General features: G+C 62.0%; 20 protein-coding genes. 1 reads left to right on the forward strand and 19 read right to left on the reverse strand.

Features of this window, described 5'->3' with window-relative positions:
• Positions 1-6 precede the first annotated feature (6 nt).
• From lpxB to CGZ66_RS03075, 13 genes are all read right to left on the reverse strand, one after another.
• Positions 7-1,182, reverse strand: a complete 1,176-nt coding sequence (lpxB, locus tag CGZ66_RS03015; RefSeq protein WP_095081432.1) for a lipid-A-disaccharide synthase — start codon at positions 1,180-1,182, stop codon at positions 7-9.
• Entirely contained in the window at positions 1,175-2,077 is a 903-nt protein-coding gene (locus CGZ66_RS03020; protein WP_425352254.1) for an LpxI family protein, read from the reverse strand. The genes lpxB and CGZ66_RS03020 overlap by 8 nt, the downstream gene beginning before the upstream one ends.
• Positions 2,064-2,897, reverse strand: coding sequence for an acyl-ACP--UDP-N-acetylglucosamine O-acyltransferase (lpxA, locus tag CGZ66_RS03025; RefSeq protein WP_095081495.1), 834 nt, complete (start codon positions 2,895-2,897; stop codon positions 2,064-2,066). The genes CGZ66_RS03020 and lpxA overlap by 14 nt, the downstream gene beginning before the upstream one ends.
• Before the next feature lie 13 nt (positions 2,898-2,910).
• Complete coding sequence (gene fabZ / locus CGZ66_RS03030) at positions 2,911-3,378, reverse strand: 3-hydroxyacyl-ACP dehydratase FabZ (RefSeq protein ID WP_095081436.1); 468 nt, start codon at positions 3,376-3,378, stop codon at positions 2,911-2,913.
• Positions 3,371-4,429 (reverse strand): UDP-3-O-(3-hydroxymyristoyl)glucosamine N-acyltransferase, encoded by a 1,059-nt coding sequence (gene lpxD / locus CGZ66_RS03035; RefSeq protein ID WP_095081438.1) that lies wholly within the window; start codon positions 4,427-4,429, stop codon positions 3,371-3,373. Before lpxD ends, fabZ begins: the two co-directional genes overlap by 8 nt.
• Before the next feature lie 75 nt (positions 4,430-4,504).
• A complete protein-coding gene (gene bamA, locus CGZ66_RS03040) occupies positions 4,505-6,874 on the reverse strand; it encodes an outer membrane protein assembly factor BamA (protein ID WP_095081440.1) in 2,370 nt (789 codons plus the stop codon).
• Between the two features lie 217 nt (positions 6,875-7,091).
• Positions 7,092-8,234 (reverse strand): RIP metalloprotease RseP, encoded by a 1,143-nt coding sequence (gene rseP / locus CGZ66_RS03045; RefSeq protein ID WP_095081442.1) that lies wholly within the window; start codon positions 8,232-8,234, stop codon positions 7,092-7,094.
• Positions 8,235-8,338: 104 nt separating this feature from the next.
• On the reverse strand, positions 8,339-9,154 hold the full coding sequence (locus CGZ66_RS03050; protein WP_095081444.1) for a phosphatidate cytidylyltransferase: 816 nt from the start codon (positions 9,152-9,154) through the stop codon (positions 8,339-8,341).
• Positions 9,151-9,885, reverse strand: a complete 735-nt coding sequence (locus CGZ66_RS03055) for an isoprenyl transferase (protein WP_095081447.1) — start codon at positions 9,883-9,885, stop codon at positions 9,151-9,153. Before CGZ66_RS03055 ends, CGZ66_RS03050 begins: the two co-directional genes overlap by 4 nt.
• A gap of 33 nt (positions 9,886-9,918) precedes the next feature.
• Complete coding sequence (gene frr, locus CGZ66_RS03060; RefSeq protein WP_015317784.1) at positions 9,919-10,473, reverse strand: ribosome recycling factor; 555 nt, start codon at positions 10,471-10,473, stop codon at positions 9,919-9,921.
• Positions 10,474-10,583: 110 nt separating this feature from the next.
• Entirely contained in the window at positions 10,584-11,306 is a 723-nt protein-coding gene (pyrH, locus tag CGZ66_RS03065; protein ID WP_013895365.1) for a UMP kinase, read from the reverse strand.
• Positions 11,307-11,467: 161 nt separating this feature from the next.
• Positions 11,468-12,574 carry an aldo/keto reductase gene (locus CGZ66_RS03070; RefSeq protein ID WP_095081449.1) on the reverse strand — a complete coding sequence of 369 codons (1,107 nt, stop codon included), beginning with the start codon at positions 12,572-12,574 and terminating at the stop codon, positions 11,468-11,470.
• A 19-nt stretch (positions 12,575-12,593) separates the two neighbouring features.
• Positions 12,594-13,130, reverse strand: a complete 537-nt coding sequence (locus tag CGZ66_RS03075) for a nuclear transport factor 2 family protein (RefSeq protein WP_095081451.1) — start codon at positions 13,128-13,130, stop codon at positions 12,594-12,596.
• A gap of 114 nt (positions 13,131-13,244) precedes the next feature.
• Here CGZ66_RS03075 and CGZ66_RS03080 point away from each other — a divergent pair, with 114 nt between their 5' ends.
• Positions 13,245-14,165: a LysR family transcriptional regulator gene (locus tag CGZ66_RS03080; RefSeq protein WP_095081456.1), complete on the forward strand. Its 921-nt coding sequence runs from the start codon at positions 13,245-13,247 to the stop codon at positions 14,163-14,165.
• A 31-nt stretch (positions 14,166-14,196) separates the two neighbouring features.
• On the opposite strand, the gene tsf is transcribed toward CGZ66_RS03080, so the two are convergent.
• The 6 genes from tsf to CGZ66_RS03110 form a co-directional block, all read right to left on the reverse strand.
• A complete protein-coding gene (tsf, locus tag CGZ66_RS03085) occupies positions 14,197-15,120 on the reverse strand; it encodes a translation elongation factor Ts (protein WP_095081463.1) in 924 nt (307 codons plus the stop codon).
• A 109-nt stretch (positions 15,121-15,229) separates the two neighbouring features.
• On the reverse strand, positions 15,230-16,012 hold the full coding sequence (rpsB, locus tag CGZ66_RS03090; RefSeq protein ID WP_023777441.1) for a 30S ribosomal protein S2: 783 nt from the start codon (positions 16,010-16,012) through the stop codon (positions 15,230-15,232).
• 176 nt (positions 16,013-16,188) lie between these two features.
• Positions 16,189-16,800: a LysE family translocator gene (locus CGZ66_RS03095; protein ID WP_095081466.1), complete on the reverse strand. Its 612-nt coding sequence runs from the start codon at positions 16,798-16,800 to the stop codon at positions 16,189-16,191.
• Positions 16,797-17,075 (reverse strand): DUF4031 domain-containing protein, encoded by a 279-nt coding sequence (locus CGZ66_RS03100; protein ID WP_095081470.1) that lies wholly within the window; start codon positions 17,073-17,075, stop codon positions 16,797-16,799. Before CGZ66_RS03100 ends, CGZ66_RS03095 begins: the two co-directional genes overlap by 4 nt.
• A gap of 84 nt (positions 17,076-17,159) precedes the next feature.
• Positions 17,160-18,458 (reverse strand): lysophospholipid acyltransferase family protein, encoded by a 1,299-nt coding sequence (locus tag CGZ66_RS03105; RefSeq protein WP_095081474.1) that lies wholly within the window; start codon positions 18,456-18,458, stop codon positions 17,160-17,162.
• Positions 18,459-18,576: 118 nt separating this feature from the next.
• Entirely contained in the window at positions 18,577-19,404 is an 828-nt protein-coding gene (locus CGZ66_RS03110) for a cell envelope integrity EipB family protein (protein WP_095081476.1), read from the reverse strand.
• Between the last annotated feature and the right edge of the window lie 55 nt (positions 19,405-19,459).

Consider the following 19,459-nt stretch of genomic DNA (forward strand, 5'->3'; position numbering starts at 1 on the left):
CGCCCGTCAGGGCGCTTTTTTTATGTGACGAAGCACGACGCCCGCCGCGATCTCGCCGGACGGCTTGTCGGTCGCCATGCGCCGGGTAATCTCGGCAAAACCTTGCTTCTGCCAGGCGCGCATCCCGCTGTCGGCGAGCAGCGCTTCCAGTTGCCGGGTCAGATTGTTCGGCTTGACGTACTCATTATAGAATTCCGGGACCAGCGCCCGATCCGCGATCAGGTTGGGCAACAGCGCCGACCAAACGGACAACAAGTAAGGCGCCACGATGCGCGCGACGGGATCGAGCCTGTAGCAGGAGACCATCGGCACACCGGCCAGCGCCAGCTCCAGCGATACCGTCCCCGACGCGATCAGCGCCGCATCGGCCTTGCCGAAGGCCTGCCATTTGCGGTGGGGATCAAGGATGATCTCGGGTTTCTCATCCCACCGTGTGACCGAGGCCCTGACGAGGTCGGCGACATGCGGGACGGTCGGCAGCAGCAGCCGCAGGCGATGCCCGCGCGCATGCAGCATAGACACCGTCTCGCCGAACGGCTCGAGCAGCCGTCGTACCTCGCCGCGCCTCGAACCAGGCAGGACGAGCAGTGTCTTGACGCGATCTGGAGACGCAAGATCGCGCGGCAGATCCTGCGCCTTGGCAGCACCGAGCACGCCCGCATCATGGGTGAGGCGATGCCCGACATAGGTTCCGGGCGGGCCGCCCAGTCGTTCGAGTTCTTTCACCTCGAACGGCAGGATACAGAGGATATGGTCGACATAGGGCTTCATTGCCACCGCCCTGCCCGGCCGCCATGCCCACACGCTCGGGCAGACATAGTGGATGATCGGGATCGACGGATTGGTCGCACGCACCTTCCTGGCGACGCGCAGCGAAAAGTCAGGACTGTCGATGGTGACGAGGCAATCGGGCTTCTCGTCCGCAACGGTTTTGGCCAGCTGGTTGATCCGCCGCATCAGGCGTGGCAGGTCGCGCAGGATGGCGCTGAAACCCATCAGGGCGATCTCGCCGGCATCGAATGGCGACACCAGCCCCAGCGCCTGCAAATGGCGGCCGCCGAGACCGACGATCTGCACCTCGCGCCCGGTAGCCTGCTTGAGCGAACGCACGATGTCGGCGCCAAGCAGATCGCCCGACTCTTCGCCGGCAACAATCGCGATCTTCAATGCCCTGTCAGGCATGATGCGGCTCCGTTGCGGCAGGCAGACCGATGACGAACAGGCCGAGGGCGTTGGCGCGCGCGACGGTTTCAGGGCCTTCGAGAACCAGCGAACGTCCCGCCTCGACGGCAATGCCGGCAAGCCCGGCCGCATGCACCGCCTCGATCGTCTGCGGACCGATGGAAGGAAGATCCGCACGCAGTTCCTGGCCAGGCTTGGCGCATTTGACCAGCACGCCGCGGGTCTTGCCCGCGATACGGCCGTGGCCACGCAACTGTTTGGCGCGATCGAGCAATCCGGCAGTTCCCTCGATGCCTTCGAGCGCAATGGTGCGGCCGCCGACCGCGATCGCCGCCTGGCCAATATCCAGCGCGCCAATCGCCTTTGCCGCTGCAAGGCCTGCCTCGATGTCGAGCCAGTCCGATTTGCGTGGCGAGGCCTTGGTCAGGACACCCTCGGCGGCTACAAGGTTCGGCACGATTTCGTGGGCTCCGACGATCTTTATGCCTCGTGCTTCGAGACCTCGTGCCACGACCTTCAGCAAGCCATCGTCGCCGCGCGCCAGCGCCATGACCACCAGGGGAATCACCGCGAGCAGGCTGAGACTGGGCCGCAGCGCAAGCAATCGTGGCCTGCGCTTGATCTCGCCCGCAAGCACCAGATGGGTAATCCGGTGCCGCCTCAACAAGGGTATCAGCGAGCCTATACCTTCCAGAGCGAGGCTTTCATGCTCATACCGGGAGAGCTCCGCCATGCGGTCCACCTCGCCTTCCATCAGGATGACAAAGGGAGGATGGCCTCGTTGCGCCGAACCGGCCGCGACTTCGACCGGCAGGCTGCCACCGCCGGCGATGATGCCGACCCTGGCGCCCGAAGGGAGATCAAGACCCGCTGCCGCGGTCTCAGCCTTCGTCATCGACATCGTCGCCATCGCCGCCCTTGAGCGACGGCACCGCATAATGCCGTTTGCCGCGACTGGTGATGAAATCGACGATCTTCATGGCGGTCGGCGACGAAGCGAATTCGGCCTTGGCGAATTCGATGTTCTCGCCAACGGTGCGAGAGCGATCGAAGATCATATTGTAAGCCTTGCGCAGCACATGGATTTCGGACCTCGGCAGGCCGGAACGCTTCAGGCCAATGATGTTGAGGCCGCGCAGACTGGCGCGGTTACCAACTGCGATGGCATAGGGAATGACATCGCCCACGATAGCGGAGCAGCCGCCCAGAAAGGCATTGTCGCCGACACGGACAAACTGATGAACCGCCGTAAGGCCGCCAATATAGACGTTGTTGCCGACCTCGCAGTGGCCGCCCAGCGTCGCTCCGTTGGCGAACGTCGCATTGTCGCCGACGACGCAATCATGGGCGATGTGGGCGTAGGCAAGGAAATTGCCATTGTCGCCGATCGTCGTCTCGCCGCGGCTGGAATCGGTGCCGAGATGCATGGTCACGCCTTCGCGGATCGTGCAGTTCGTGCCGATGACCAAAGTGGTGCGGCCGCCCTTGTGCTTGGTGTTCTGCGGCGGCCCGCCCAGTATCGCCATCGGATAGACCTTGGTCGAGGCACCGATGGTGGTCGCGCCCATCACCGAGACATGGCTGACCAGTTCGACGCCGTCGCCGATCACCGCATCGGCGCCGACATGACAAAACGGCCCAATGCGCACGCCTTGACCGATTTGGGCGCCCTCCTCCACGACAGCGGAAGCATGAATGGATGTCTTGATTTTCATAAGCATTCGATCGTCAGTCGCTGGTGACCATCATGGCTGAAATCTCGGCCTCGGCCGCCTTGGCGCCGTCGACCATGGCTTCACAAGCGAATTTCAGCAGGTTGCCGCGTTTCTTGATTTTCTTGACATGGATCCTCAACTGGTCGCCCGGAACGACCGGTTTGCGGAATTTGGCATTGTCGATGGTCAGGAAATAGACCAATGACGGCTTTTCAGTGCGCAGGCTGCGGATGCAGATGGCGCCGGCCGTCTGCGCCATCGCCTCGACGATGAGCACTCCCGGCATCACCGGCTGCTCGGGGAAATGGCCCTGAAAATGCGGCTCGTTTATGGTCACGTTCTTGATGCCGACGGCGGACTCGTCGCCATCGATGTCGACGATGCGATCGATCATCAGGAACGGATAGCGGTGCGGCAGGAGCTTCATGAGCCCCATAATGTCGACCGCTTCCAGCGTCGTCGAAGCGATCATGTCAGCCATTGCCTCCCTCGCCCTGTTTGCGGGTCCTGGCGAGCTTGCGCAGCATGGCTATCTCCCGCATGGCTTCCGCCATCGGCTGTGCCGGATAACCACCCCAGATCTCGCCTGCAGGGACATTGCTCATAAACCCACTTCTGGCGGCGAGCTTGGCCCCAGACCCGATGGTCAGGTGATCCGCAAGCCCGACGCCGCCGCCCATGGTGACATTGTCACCCACGATCACGGAACCCGAAATACCCGAAAGCCCGGCTATTATGCAATTGCGGCCGATGCGGACGTTATGGGCGATCTGCACGAGATTGTCGATCTTGGTGCCCTGGCCAATGATCGTATCGGACATGGCGCCGCGATCGACGGTGGTGTTGGAGCCGATCTCGACATCGTCCTGGATAACGACACGGCCGACCTGCGGCACGCGTTCGGGTCCCTTGGCGCCGCCGACGAAGCCAAAACCATCTTGGCCGATCCTGGCGCCGCCATGGATGATGACGCGGTTGCCGATCAAGGCATACTGGATGCTGGCGCCTGGACCGACATAGCCGTCGCGGCCGATCTGGCAGGATTGTCCGATGACCGCGTTGGGCGCGATGACCGTACCGCCGCCGATCGAAGCACCCGGCCCGATGACGGCACCTGCCTCGATGACAGCACCTGCCTCAACATGCGCGGTCGGATCGATATGAGCATGCGGCGAGACACCGGTTTCACTGGTCATTGGTCCCGGTGTCGCGGCCGTCGGGAACAGCAGACGGCCGACCAGCGCGAAGGCCTGTTGCGGGCGCGGATGAACGAGTACCGCGATGCCGGCCGGCGCCTTGCTGGCGAATTCCGCCGGACACAGGACCGCAGCCGCTCGCAATGACAGCATCAGCGCGGAATTGCGCTTGCCATCAACGAAAACGAGCGCATTCTCGCCGCCTTCATTGGCCGGCGCGAGCGCTTCGATCGAAACGTCGGATTGGCCGGAATCGACAAGCACCGAGCCGGTCAGATTCGCGACTTCGCCCGCCGTATACCGGCGTGATGGCGCGAAGAACACCGGATCGGTCATTCCAGAAGCTATATCCAGCTAGGTCGGAACATCTCTCCCGGACCTGAAAAATCCGGGAGCATCGTTGGCCGTCGATCAGAAGCGGGTCGATATGCCGAAATTGAACTCCTGCACGTTGTCGGTCGCTTCCTTCTTGACCGGGATCGCATAGTCGATACGGATCGGACCAAACGGCGATGCCCACATCAAGCCGAGGCCGACCGAGGCGCGCAGCTTCAAGTCCGTCGAGGTCTGGGTGACAGCCACATTCTCGATTTGGGTGCCATAGAGCGTTGCAGCGTCGGCAAATACGGCGCCGCGCAGCCCAAAGCTTTCCGGAATGGCCGGCAGCGGGAACTGGGCTTCGGCCGAGGCGTTGAAATACGTCGTGCCACCGAGATGGTCACCCGTAACACTGTCCACAGGGCCAATGCCGCCATATTCGAAACCACGGATCATGCGGTCGTTGCTCTGGAACTGATCGAAGATACGCAAACCGCCGTCGCCGCCATAACCCCCGACATGGCCTGCGCCAGCCGAGACGAGGCCAACCAGATCGAACTGCTCCGAGAGCGTCTGATAGATGCTGCCGCGCCCAGTCAGCTTCACATACTTGGCATCGCCACCGAGGCCGGCAAATTCGGCCGTCGTGGTGGCGTAGATGCCTTCGTGCGGGTTCTTCATGTCGTCGATGGTATTGTAGACCAGCCCGAGGCTGACCGACGACTTGATCCAGGGGCTTTCATCGATACCCTGAACGATCGCCTGCGAAATGTCGCAGTCGCCCAGCACGCCGTCTCCATTGTCATCGCAACCGTTGTCGTACTCGTACTTTTCCCGTGAGATGTTGTACGCCAACTGCGTCGAGATGCTGTTGGTGATCGGCAGGCCGAAGCGCACCGTCGCGCCCGTGGTCTCGCTATCGTAGTGATCGTAATTCCGGGTCTGCTGGAAGATATCGAAGCCGGCGGCGATGCGCCGTCCGAGGAAATAGGGTTCGGTGAAGGACAGGCTGTAGTCGCGCGAATTCTTGCCGCCGCCTGCCGACAGCTTGATGAACTGGCCGCGACCGAGGAAGTTGCGCTCGGTGATCGATCCTTCGATGGACGGACCCGCCGTGTCTCCACCGGTCGAGTAGCCGGCGCCGACCGAGAATTCGCCGGTCGATTTTTCGACAACGTCGACCACCAGCACGACTTGGTCAGGCTGCGAACCTGGAACGGTCGAGATATCGACTTTTTCAAAGTAATTCAGGTTTTCCAGGCGCTTCTTCGCGCGCTGAATGAGAACTTGATTGAAGGCGTCACCTTCGCTGACGTCGAACTCGCGGCGAATGACATAATCACGCGTGCGGTCGTTGCCGCGAATCTCGATGCGTTCGATATAGGCTTTGGTGCCCTGGTCGATGGTGTAGACCACCGAAATGGTGTGGTTCTCGAAATTGCGGTCGCCGCGCGGCGTCACCTGCGCGAAGGCATAGCCGGAACCGGCCACCTTCTCGGTCAGCGCGATGATGGTGTCCTCGACGTCCTTGGCATTGTAGACGTCGCCCTTGCGGGTCTCGACCACCGATTCCAGCGACTTCGAGTCGACTTCCGGGATCGTGCTTTCGACGCTGACATCGCCGAACGTGTAGCGGTCGCCTTCTTGGACGGTGATGGTGACCGTGTACTTGTTCGTCGCACTGTCGAGTTCGCCGACGGCGGACACGACCTGGAAATCGGCATAGCCGTGATTGTAATAGAAGCGGCGCAGCAGCTCCTGGTCGGCGCGCAGTTTGTCGTCGTCATAGACGTCGTCGCGCAGAATGAAGGAAACCCAGGACGAACGCTTGGTATTGATCACATCCGACAGGCGGCGGCTGGAATAGGCGCTGTTGCCGACGAAATTGATCGCCGCGATCTGAGTGCGGTCGCCTTCAGTGATGTTGAAGACGACGTTCACGCGGTTGTCGCCAAGCTGCATGACCTGCGTGGTCACAGTCACATCGTCGCGACCGATGCGCCTGTAGGCAGCCTTGACCGCCTCGACGTCGGAATCGAGCGTCGCCTGCGAAAACGTTCCGCGCGGCTTCAACTGCACCGCCATCTCAAGCGCGTTGTCCTTGAGCTTCTTGTTGTTCTGGAACAGCACCTGGTTCACGACCTGGTATTCGGCAACCTTGACCACCAGCGTCGAGCCGACCTGATTGATCTGCACATCCGAGAACAAGCCGGTGCCGAACAGCGCCTTGACCGCGCTGTCGATATCGGAGCTGGAGAAAGCTTTGCCCGGCTTGATGGTGATGTAATTGCGGATGGTTTCAGCGTCGATACGCTGGTTGCCGCTCACTTCTACTCTGCTGACGACAGCGGCTTCGGCCGCCGATGTGGCAACGAACTGCACTGCGAGCGCGCCTGGCACCACAAGGGCCGCAGACAGGGTCACCGCGGACGCGGCGCTCAGAAACTTGGATGCTGCCTTCATCGGGCTTAATAACCTTTTCTCGTAGTCCCCACGGCGAGAAAACCGGACGTGCGGTAATTTCTCGTACCGTATTAACCGGATTTTCCCTACACGCAAGGCTTCTGGTTAATTTGTATTTACTTAACCTCGCGGCGTGGCTTTCGCGTCACTCATATCCCCGGGCATGGTAAACGGCGTCTCAACATCGCTCATGCCAAAGCCAAATTTCTTCATGATTTCAGCATCCAAACAGATCGTTCCAGAAAACGAAACCCATGAAGCACAGCACCAGAAGCAACCCGGCCCGATAGGCCATTTCCATCATCCGATCCGACACCGGACGGCGAATGACGGCCTCCACCCCGTAGAACAAGAGATGGCCGCCGTCGAGTGGGGGAATCGGCAAAAGGTTCAGAAACCCGATGCCGACGGACAGCAGTGCAATCAGTTGCACGAGCCATTCGAACCCCAGTTTCGCTGCCTTGCCGGCCATGTCGGCGATCTTCACCGGGCCGCCCAGCTGACACTTGTCCTCACGCCCGACAACGAAACGCTGCAGGAACTGACCGGTGCGCTGAATGACATGCCCAGTCTCCTCGACTGCCGCTGCAACTGCCCCGATGGGCGTGTAGGTGACAAGGCGGGGCTGGCCGAGTTCCTTGTTGTTGACGACGCCGATCACGGCAACCTTGACCTTGTTGCCGAGCGCGTCTTCCTGTTCCATCAACCGCGGCGCCGCCGTCACCGTGACCTCCTTGCCGTCGCGCAGCATGACGAAGGTGATGGTGTCGCCGGCACGGCCCGAAACCAGGCGTTGGACGTCGCCAAAGGTTTCGACCTTGCTGCCGTCGACGCTGACGAATCGGTCACCGGGCAGGATGCCGGCTTTCGCCGCCGGGCTGTCAGCCGTCACCTCTGCGACCATCGGCTCGGCGACATAGCGGCCATGGGAGGAAAACAACACGGTAAAGACGACGATCGTCAGCAGGAAATTGAACAGCGGCCCGGCGACCACCGTCGCCGCGCGCTTCCAGATCGGCTGCGTGTGAAAAGCGACCTTGCGTTCCTCCTCGGTCAGCGTCTCGATCTCTTCCGAAGTCGGCTGACTCGACGTGGCGTTCATGTCGCCGACGAATTTGACATAGCCGCCAAGCGGTATCGCGCACAGTTTCCAGCGCGTGCCGTGGCTGTCGCTGAAGCCGAAAAGCTCCGGGCCGAAGCCGATCGAGAAGGCCTTGACCCCGATGCCACACCAGCGCCCGATGAGGTAGTGGCCCATTTCATGGACGAACACGACCACGGTCAGCACAAAGAGGAACGGCACGAGCGTGCCAAGGACGAAGCCTTGTGTGCTGAAAAGCGCGTGAAGAATCTCGTTCAAGATAAACCCTCAAATTCTTCCGCGGCGCGGATAGCGCCGTGACTGTGGCATCAATCCAGGCGAATCCAAGGCGCGGCGCGCATCGGGCCCTGAAATGACGCCTCTCAAACCGGAAACAGCCCCTGCGCCGGATGATCGGCGGTCGCCGAAATCCAGCCGATGACGTATAGGGCGAAAGCCGCCGCGACAAGCCCGTCGACACGGTCCATGACGCCGCCGTGGCCGGGGATGAGCGCACCCGAATCCTTGCGACCGTGGCGGCGCTTGATCCAGGATTCAAACAGGTCGCCAGCCTGGGCGACAATCGACAGCACGAGCGCCACAAGGCCGAGCAACGCCAGATTGCCGACGCCGGCAACCGCGGCCAGGATGAGCCCGGCCACAACTCCGCCGACAGCGCCGCCGAGCGCGCCGCTGCGTGTCTTGCCGGGAGAGATCGACGGCGCCAGTTTTGGGCCGCCGACCGTACGGCCAACGAAATAGGCAAAGATATCGGTGGCCCAGACGACCGCGAACAGGAACAGGATGGCGACGAGGCCTGAACGATCCCCGTCGCGCAACAGGGCAAGCGACAGGCCGGAAACACTGGCATAGGCAAGACCGGCCGCGTCCCATTGTCCGGTCTTGCGAACCGAGGCGGCAATCGCCACTGCGGCAACCGCCACCACGACAAGCGGCAGCAGCCACGATGCGGCAAGGCCGGCAATCAAGGCCCCAATGAAAACAACCAGCAGCGCTTCCGGCAGGAAACCCGGGCCCGTGGCCTCGGCTGGGCGCGACATGCGTGTCCATTCATAGAAGATCACCGCAGCCATCACGGCACACAGCAACCGGAACGGCAGCCCCCCAAACCAGGTCAAGCTAAGGGTAATGATGGCAAGCACGACTGCCGAAATGACGCGAAGCTGGAGATTGCTCATCCTGCGGCCGGTCGCGAGGCAACGTCCTGCGAGCCAAGTCCGCCGAATCGACGTTCGCGGCTGGCAAATTCGCGTAGGGCCTCGGCAAGATGCTCGCGGCTGAAGTCGGGCCAGTAGCAAGGCAGGAAGACGAGCTCGCTATAGGCGGCCTGCCACAGGAGGAAGTTCGACAGCCGCAGCTCACCACTGGTGCGGATGACCAGTTCCGGGTCGGGGATACCTTGCGTGTCGAGTGCGCCGGCAAAGCTTTCGGCTGATATCGCCTCGCTGTCGAGTTCGCCACGGGCCACGGCCGCGGCAAGCTTGCGCGCCGTGCGCACGATCTCGTCGCGTCCGCCATAGTTGAAGGCGATCACCAGCGTCAGCGCTTCATTTGCGGCGGTCAGCGATTCGGCCTCGTCGAGCAGCCCCCTGATGTCGGATTGCAGCCCTGCCCTGTCGCCGATGATTCTGACCCGCACACCGCTCTGGTGCAAATCGGCGAGATCACGGCGGATGAACAGTTTCAGCAGGCCCATCAGGTCGCTGACCTCGGACTTCGGCCGCGACCAGTTCTCCGACGAGAAGGCATAGACAGTCAGGAAGGAGATGCCGAGCCCGGGTGCGGCGCGCACCGTCTTGCGCAGCGCTTCGACACCGGCCCGATGGCCAGCAAGACGAGGCATGCCGCGCGCCTTGGCCCAGCGTCCGTTTCCGTCCATGATGATCGCGACATGCGCGGGCGTTGCCATGTTCTCGCTTTCGGGTCAGCCGATGGCCAAACCCTAAACCTGCATGATTTCAGCTTCCTTATCGGAAAGCAGGTGGTCGATGGTGCTGATCGTTTCGTCGGTAAGTTTCTGGACCTGGTCGGAACGCTTGCGCTGATCGTCCTCGCTGATGTCGCCGTCCTTTTCCGCCTTCTTCAGGAAGTCCATGCCATCGCGGCGCACGTGGCGCGCGGCGACGCGGGCGTTCTCGGCGTAGCCGTGCGAGATCTTGACCAGTTCCTTGCGGCGCTGTTCGTTGAGCTCGGGCAGCGGAATCCTGAGATTGGTGCCGTCGACGATCGGGTTGAAGCCCAGATTGGATTCGCGGATGGCGCGGTCGACCGCGCCGACCATCGACTTGTCCCAGACCGACACCGAAATCATGCGCGGCTCCGGCACCGAGACGTTGGCGACCTGATTGATCGGCATGGTGGTGCCATAGGCCTGCACCTGGATCGCGTCGAGCAGATTGCTGGAGGCGCGACCGGTCCGCAGCGAAGCCAGATCATGTTTGAACGCGGCTATTGCCCCGTCCATGCGCCGCTTGAGATCGTCGTACTCACCACTCATCTTAATCTCCTCGACCCGTCTAGCGCGGGTTCACTGCTTCGGGGCAAGGCCCCGTGTTCGAGCCTGATTTTCGAAAACCGGCATCCCTTTTTCGGGACCAGGCCCCAGGATCAATCGTCCGCGACGACCGTGCAGCGGCCGCCGCCCCTTAGAATATCGCCAAACCCACCTTTTTCGTGGATCGAATAGACGATTATCGGAATGTTGTTTTCGCGCGCAAGTGCAATCGCAGCCGTATCCATGATGGAGAGGCCGCGTTTTATGACTTCGCCATGGCTGATGCGCTCGAAACGCGTCGCATCCGGGTCCTTCTTCGGGTCGGCCGAGTAGACACCGTCGACCTGAGTGCCCTTGAACAGCGCGTCGGCGCCGATTTCAGCCGCGCGGAGTGCCGCCGCCGAATCAGTGGTGAAGAACGGATTGCCGGTGCCGCCGGCAAAGATCACCACCTTGCCCTGGTTCATGTAGGCGGTTGCCTGGCGCTGTGAGAAACTCTCGCAGAGTTCGGGCATGGCGATCGCAGAGAGCACCACGGCGTCGACGCCGATCTTGTTCAATGACGTGCGCAGCGCCAGTGAATTGATGACCGTGGCAAGCATGCCCATGTGGTCGCCGGTGACGCGGTCACCGCCCTTGGAGGCAACGGCCACGCCGCGAAAGATGTTGCCGCCGCCGATGACGACGCCGACCTCGATGCCCAGTGCGCGGGCTTCGGCGATATCGGCGGCGATGCGATCCACCACCGAAACGTCGATGCCGAAATGCTGTTCGCCCATCAACGCTTCGCCCGACGCTTTCAACAAGACACGTCGGTAGAGGGGCTTCACCGTCATCTGGTCCTCGTCATTTTGCGTGTGACGCGTTCCGGGTGGCTACCCTCGCGCAGGCGCCGCCCCGAAACATGGCGCGATGCCGTGTTCCGATACACGAAGGGCGCCGCGATGTCACGCGGCGCCCGAGCCGGAAATTCGAGATCGAGACGCTCAGCCAATCATTAGCTGACGCCGGCAAAAGCGCCCTCTATCAGCAGGTCCGGGAAGTAGCCCATCGGCTTGCCGCCGACCGCCTGGCCCCCGGTGAGGCCGCCCTGGATTTCCGGTCCGAAGAACGAATATGGAAACGGCGTGACTGGCCGGCTGACTGCGTCGAGCCGTACCAGAAGCTCTCGCGGAATCTCGAAATCGAGCGCGCCGAGATTGTCCTTGAGCTGATCCAGCCTCGTCGCACCGATGATCACCGAGGCGACACCTGGCCTTGTCGCCGCCCAGTTCAAAGCGATCTGGGCCATGCCGCGGCCAAGCTCGCCGGCAACCTTTTCCAGTTCGGCAACGATTGCCCAGTTGCGGTCGCTGAATTTCTGAAAGCCCGGATTGCTCGAGCCGCGCATCGTCTCCAGCCTGCCACCGGCCTTATTGATTGTATCCGAACGATATTTGCCACTCAGAAGGCCGCTTGCCAGCGGGCTCCAGACCATGATGCCGGCGCCGTAGCGCGTACCGAACGGCACGAATTCATGCTCGATGTTGCGCTCGGCTAGCGAATATTCGAGCTGCAGCGCCGAAACCGGTTCATAGCCGCGTTGCTCGGCGACGGATTGCGCCCTGCTCGCGTACCAGGCGGGGACGTCGGAGAGGCCGACATGGCGGATCTTTCCGGCGCGCACCAGATCGTCAAGCGTCCGCATCACCTCTTCCGGCGACGTCAGCCTGTCCCAGGCATGCAGGATATAGAGATCGATATAGTTGGTACCGAGCCGCTTCAGCGAGCTTTCGACGGCGCGGATGATGTTCTTGCGGCCATTGCCGCCGGCATTCGGATTGCCCTGCTCCAGATTCATGCTGAACTTGGTGCTGATCACCGCCTTGTCGCGCAGGCCGCGCTCGGCGATGAACTCGCCAAGCCAGGTCTCGGAGGTGCCGCCGGTATAGGCGTCGGCGGTGTCGAAGAAATTCCCGCCTGCCTCGACATAGGCATCGACCAGAGCGCGCGCCGTCTCCTTGTCGGCACCCCAGCCCCATTCGGTGCCGAAGGTCATGGTTCCGAGTGCCAGGCGGGTGACTCGTAGCCCGCTGTTGCCAAGGGTGTAGTAGGACATGGTCATGATGTCGTTCCGATCCTGTTCAATGCCGATCCTGTCCGGGGGTCGCCTTGACCCACGGATTGCCGCGCTCATGCGTCATGCGGAATGTGAAGCCGTCCACCATCCAACCCGCGCCCGAACGGGTCAGGTGGTGTTCGTAAGTGCCCCAGACTTCCCAGAGCGGGTCGCCATTGCCTTCCATCCGGTTCCAGGCATAGCCATTGGAGAACACGGTCGCGGCGTCGCCGTCGATGGCGACCTGGTGGTTGGTACGAAGATGCAGGCTGGTCTTGCTGCCCCCGAGATTCGCTGCCCAGGTCCCGATCAAATCGTCCGAGGCGATGGTGGCCGAGGGCTGTCCGCTCAGGCTGCTGAAGTCGACGGTGACACGGTCGGCGAAATAGCTGCGGGCCAGCCGCCAATCCTGTGCATCGACGGCACGATCGATGGCATCGGCGATACGGATGACCGCGCGCTCATCGGCGAGCGTCATTTCGCGCGATGGCTCGGCTCCGCCGGCGTCGACCGGCGCCAGCGCAATACCCGCCGCGAAGGTAGCGTACTTCAATGCATTCATGTCTCTTCTCCTTTGCGCATCGGCCGCCGCCGATCTGTTGGCGACAATGTGGGCCAGCGCGCCGGCGTCGAGAAGATTGCATTATCTGCACAGACTATGCGATATCATGCATGAATGGATCGCGACCTGCTCAGCCATCTTCCCGTCATCGTCGCCGTGGCGCGACGCGGCGGCTTTGCGTCCGCCGCCGCGGAACTTGGCATGAGCCCTTCGGCGGTCAGCCACGCGGTGCGCCTTGTCGAAGAGCGGATCGGCCAGCCGCTGTTTGCCCGCACCACGCGCAGCGTTGCCTTGACCGAGGCCGGTGAGGCGCTTGTGGCGGCAGCGCAGCCTGCCCTGGAAGATATCGCGGATCGGATCGAGCGGATTCGCTCGGTGAAAGGCAGGGCGAGCGGCCTGCTCAAGATCAATGTGCCGCGCCTGGCGTTGCCGCTCGCCTTGATGCCCATCCTGTCGGCAATGGCCGAGCGCTATCCCGAGGTGACGGTGGAAGTGTTCACCGACGAGCGCCTGAGCGACATTGTCGGCGAGGGCTTCGACGCCGGCATAAGGCTGGGCGAGATGATTGCCGAAGATATGGTGACGGTGCGGCTGACGGAGCCGTTCCGAACGATCATCGTCGCCTCCCCCGCCTATGTTGGCCGCCACGGAAAGCCGCGAACGCCGGCTGATCTCTCCAGCCACAACTGCATCGGCTATCGTCTGTTGCGATCGCGCGCGCTCTATCGCTGGGATCTGTGCGACCAGGGCAAGGATATCGGCGTCGAAACGCGTGGCAGCGTCGTCGTCACCGATCCGCTGTCGGCGCGCGACATGGCGCTGGCCGGCATCGGACTGGCCTACCTGTTCGAGCCGCTGGTGCGGGCCGATATCCAGGCCGGCCGACTGATCGAGGTGCTGCGCGAAGCCGCGATCGACGAGCCGGGGCTGTTCCTCTATTTTCCCCGCCGGGCGTCGATGGCGCCGAAGCTCAGGGCTTTCATCGACACCGCACAAGAAATCGGCCGGGCATCCCTGCGGACACCCGGCCGATAAAATTCGCCAGAAGGACAGCTGCCGCGGCAGCTTACTTCTTGACCGCCGCCGCGACTTCCGCCGCGAAATCGGTCTCTTCCTTCTCGATGCCTTCGCCCAGCGCAAAGCGCAGATAGGCGGTTATCTTGGCAGGGGCGCCGATGTCCTTCTCGGCATCCTTCAGCGCCTTCTCAACGGTGATGTCGGGATTGAGCACGAAGGCCTGCTTCAGGAGGACGACTTCCTCGTAGAACTTGCGCAGACGGCCTTCGACCATCTTCTCGATGATCGCTTCCGGCTTGCCGGACTGGCGCGCCTGATCGGAGAAGATCGCCTTCTCGCGCTCGATTGCCGCCGGATCGAGTTCTTCGGTGGTCAGCGCCATCGGGCTGGTGGCGGCGACATGCATCGCGACCTGACGCGCAAACGCGTTGGCAGCATGCTCGTTGCCCGTGGTCTCGATCGCAACCAGCACGCCGAGCTTGCCAAGGCCATCGGCAACCGCGTTGTGTACGTAGGTGGCGACGGCGCCATGTGGAACGTTCAGCTTGGCCGAACGGCGGAAGCCCAGGTTCTCACCGATGGTGCCGACAGCATCCTTGATGGTGTCGGTGACCGACTTGTCCGAACCCGGATATTTGGCCGCTGCAACCGCCTCGGTCTTGCCGCCATAAGCGAGCGCGACCTTGGCCACATTGGCAACGATCTCCTGGAACGCGGCGTTACGAGCAACGAAGTCGGTCTCGGAATTGACTTCGACGACGGCCGCTTCGCGCGGGCCGGAATCGACGCCGATCAGGCCCTCAGCCGCAGTGCGGCCGGCCTTCTTGTCAGCCTTGGAAATGCCCTTCTTGCGCAGCCAGTCGATGGCCTCTTCCATGTTGCCGTTGGTTTCGTTCAACGCCGCCTTGCAATCCATCATGCCCGCGCCGGTCAAGTCGCGGAGTTCTTTGACCTGTGCAGCCGAAATGCTCATTGTCGCCTCTTTGTTTTAAATGCACCGACGCACCATCGAACCTCGATGATGCGTCTGTTTAGCGTGCCAAAATATGAGAAAGATGAAGGCCGCAACCGGCCTTCGATTGTTAAGCTTCGGGGGCTTCCGATGCCGGAGCCGGATCGAGAGCCGGTTCGACCGGAGCTTCGACCGAAGCGCCGATGTCGACGCCGAGCGCGCCCTGCTGGCGGGCGATACCGTCGATCGCAGCCTTGGCGATCAGGTCGCAATAGAGCTGGATGGCGCGGGCAGCGTCGTCATTGCCGGGGATCGGGAAGTCGATCTTGTCCGGGTCGCAGTTCGAATCGATAATGGCGACGACCGGGATGCCGAGGCGCTTGGCCTCGAGGATTGCGATCGCTTCCTTGTTGGTGTCGATGACGAACATCAGGTCGGGCGTCGAGCCCATGTCCTTGATCCCGCCCAGCGCCTTGTCGAGCTTCTCGCGCTCGCGGTCGAGGTTGAGGCGCTCCTTCTTGGTGAGGCCCTGGGCCTCGCCGGCCAGCATCTCGTCGAGCTTGCGCAAGCGCTGGATCGAGTTCGAGATCGTCTTCCAGTTGGTCAGCATGCCGCCGAGCCAACGCGAATTGACATAGTACTGGGCCGAACGCTGTGCCGCATCGGCGACGATGTCGGACGCCTGGCGCTTGGTGCCGACGAATAGCACGCGGCCGCCCTTGGCGACAGTGTCGGAAACCTGCTTCAGCGCCTGGTGCAGCAAAGGCACCGTCTGCGAGAGGTCGATGATGTGGATGTTGTTACGGGCGCCGTAGATATAAGGCGCCATTTTCGGGTTCCAGCGGTGGGTCTGGTGGCCGAAGTGAATGCCAGCTTCCAAAAGCTGGCGCATGCTGAAATCAGGCAGAGCCATTCTTAGTTCCTTTCCGGTTAGCCTCCACGGACACAGGCATTTTTGGACTTTGTCCTCGAACGCCACCGGAGGTTTCAGCCGGATTTCTCCCGGGCAGACACCAAAGTCCGTGTGTGGAATGAGCGCGCATATAGAGGGGATGCGCGACAAACGCAAGCCGTGTGGCGTTTCACCACTCAGCGTGCGGCAATCAGCGCTCCTGTGCCGATCATCGCGCTGCCGGCAAACCTGTTCATCAGTCGCATGCGTCTCGGCGTCCTGAACCAGCCCGAAGCCCGCCCGGCAAGTGCAGCATAAATACCCATGGTGAGGATGTTGACGCTGATTACGACCGCGACCACCAGCAGTCCGTCGGCAAGGGTCATGGTGTTGAGGTTCAGGATCAGCGGCATGATCGAAGCGTGGAACAGAATCGCCTTCGGATTGCCCAGCGCGATGGATGCGCCGAGGAAGAACGACCGTGACAATCTCGCCTGCGACGCCTGCGGTTCATCCGATTGCGTGGCGGCGGCTCGCCACATCCTGATGCCGAGGAAAACCAGATAGGTAGCGCCCGCGTATTTCAGCAGGAGAAAAACCCATTCGAAAGTCTGGGCCAACGCCACCAGTCCGAGCAACGCCAGGGTGACCAGCACGGCATCGCCGGCGGCGACGCCGACCCCGGCCACGAACGCACGAAGAAACCCGCGCGACACACCGTTGGTTATGACCGCGAACATCGCCGGTCCCGGTGTTGCGGCTGCAAGCGTGATCGCGGCGCAATAAGCCAGAAATGCCGTTGGTGTCATCGCCGAGCCTTTCCATTGGGCACCCGCACCCGCCGGAAGATCGCGACGATCTCCTCGCGGCTGCATTCGAAAGCGCCGAGCCGCACCGCACGGTCGCGCTCGAAGCCGGTTATGTCATAGTGCGGCGCCGATGTCTTGGGCGGCCCCTGGTAGGATGAGCGCTTGAGGCCGAGTTGCGCGGCGAAGCGATGCAACTCGTCGGTGTCGTCAGCCATCAGATGGCACCAGCGATGGCCAGCCCAGTTCCAGATCGCCGCGTCGACATAGACTGCCATGAAGCTTGCTGTCTGCCTTTCATTCTTCGCAATCCGCCATTCTTCGCAAGCGAATGACGATCGGCCTCATGGCCCGTGTGGATGTCAGTGACGATAGAATGGATTCGGATAGAAAATGAAGCTGCCACCGACCGCAAGCTTAGCCACCGTGCTGGCGACTGTGGCCTGCATGCGACGGTGCAACTCGGCAACCGCATCGTCGACCGAGCCGGCATGCTCATGCAGGCCAAGTGGATCGGGTACCCGGATGTAGGAGCAGCGCGGTCCGGCCGGCTGCGGAATGAGCCGGTTCATCGTGTCGCGCAATCCGCTCCGGCAATAGTCGTTGCGGATCCGCTTCAGGTGCTCGGCGATCTCCTCCTGCGTGATGCGCGGATTGGCCGAGGCCCACGACCCGACGCGTTGCAGCCTCTGAATCGTGTCGGCGAGCACGCGGACCTTCTTTTGCTCGTCCGCATCGCCGGTGTTTTCGCGCTGCCAACGACGCGCCCGTCGTAGAAGCTCTGCGGTGTCGGTGACGGCGGTGTCGGAAGAAATGGCTTGGCCAAGCCGGCGGCTGAGCTCGGCGACCAACGCCTTCTGGCGCCCGGCATAGGTTGCGCCTTCTTCGGATGACAGGCTCCACTCGCCTTCGTCGCGGGCCAGCAGCGTCGAATAGATATGGTGGATGCGCTGCGGCAGCGTGTCGGTCGCTTGGCGTTCTATTTTCAGGTTCTTCTCGACATAGGTGCATTCCTTCCCGAGCGCCGCTTCGACATTCCTGGTGAAGACCAGCTTCCAGACGACCGGCGCGATCCAGACCTTGAAATCTGGACCCGTGGCCCGACCTCGCTTGAGCGCCTCAAGCCCAATCTCGACGGCGCCCGGCAGCAACGGCGCCACGATGTTGGCATGCCAGCCGACGCCGCCTTCTGGATGCAGCAGCACGCCATGGCCTTTCAATGCCCAGACGACGGAGTGTTCCTTGGCTGCCCCGCTGTTGCCGGGAATCTGGGCGATCAGGTTGTTGGCCAGCCAGAATTTCTGCATCAGCCGGCCAAGCCCGTTGACGACGCCATTCGTTGCCCAGGACGCAGCAAGCGGGCTGACCTGCGACACGATCTCCTTGTCGATCATCCAGTCGGTGAAGAACTCGGGATGATTGGGCGTGATGAAGGTCGCCTTCCCCGCCCCGCAACTGGCCTTCAGCCGCTCGAGGTCGGCATGCGGAAAGTCGATATGGCGGACATTGGCGACGCCACGCAGCCCGGCCAGGCGGTTGAACGGCAAGATATCGCGAAAACCCGGTATCCCTCGCAGCATGACGATCCGGTTGACTGACGTCATGACCCTGATCAGCGCCGGGTTGGGCCTCGGCGCCACGAAGACATCGATCCTGCTCAAGCTGCTCCCCCCTGTTGCGCCTCGACGCTGGGGAGGAAATTGGGAGGCGATTGCGGCGCGTTCAAGTCGTTCGCAACGACAACCCATGTCGTGCTGAATCAACCGGCCAGTTGAAGCACTATTTGGTCGGGCAGGTCTTCGACTGGTCGAACAGCGAAAGATTGACCAGCTTGCCGGTCATCGAGAAGTCGCCATAGTCCATGACGAGATCGCGGGTGATGCCGTTCTCGTGCAGCTTGAAGCTGATCCGGTATTCCGGCACCTCTTCGCCTGTCTTGTCGGTGTCGTCGAAATAGGCGATGTCGACCGGCCAGTATTTGTCGGTGGCGAGCTTTGCCAATGCCGGGGCCTCCGGGTCGGCCTTGTCGGCATCGGTTCTCTTGCCGACGACGACCGTGGTGGTCATCACCTTGTTGGCGTCTTCGGAACCGTCGAAAAGGTTGGTTTCGTAAAAATTCTCGCCCTTTTCGGCTTTGCCGATCAGTTCGACCAGATGCTGGGTCGGAAATTGGGTCATAGCCAGTTCGAGGCTGTTCTTTTCGGGCTTGTCGATATCGACCTTCAACCCCTTGGTCTCTTTCGTGGCGATGCCCTTGACCTCCTTGTCGAGGTTCTGGTCGACGAAGGACTTCGTCACGAATGAAAAGGTCTTGCCTTCGGCGTCCTCGAAAGTGGTCGTCTGCTGGTCGGTCAGCTTCGTGTTCTCGTTGGTGACGATCTGGGTGACGAAACGGAATTTCACCGTATAGCCTTCACAGGCCGAGCCGTTGAACTCATAGACCATGCGGCCGGATATGCCCGTGATGCCGGATTGATCGGATGCCTTGTTGAGGGTGAGATCGTAAACAGCGCGGTGGGCTTGCAGCGCCGGCACGGCGAAAGCAGGGCCTATGGAGAACACCGCCGACAACAGGACGGCATTGAATGCAAAGCGCGTTGCGCGCATGAGGTACTCCGATCGTCGCGGCTGATGGCAGGCCGCAGGGAAAGATGGTCCAGCT

The organism is Mesorhizobium sophorae (genome assembly GCF_002270415.1).
In the GTDB taxonomy this organism is placed as follows: Bacteria; Pseudomonadota; Alphaproteobacteria; order Rhizobiales; family Rhizobiaceae; genus Mesorhizobium; species Mesorhizobium sophorae.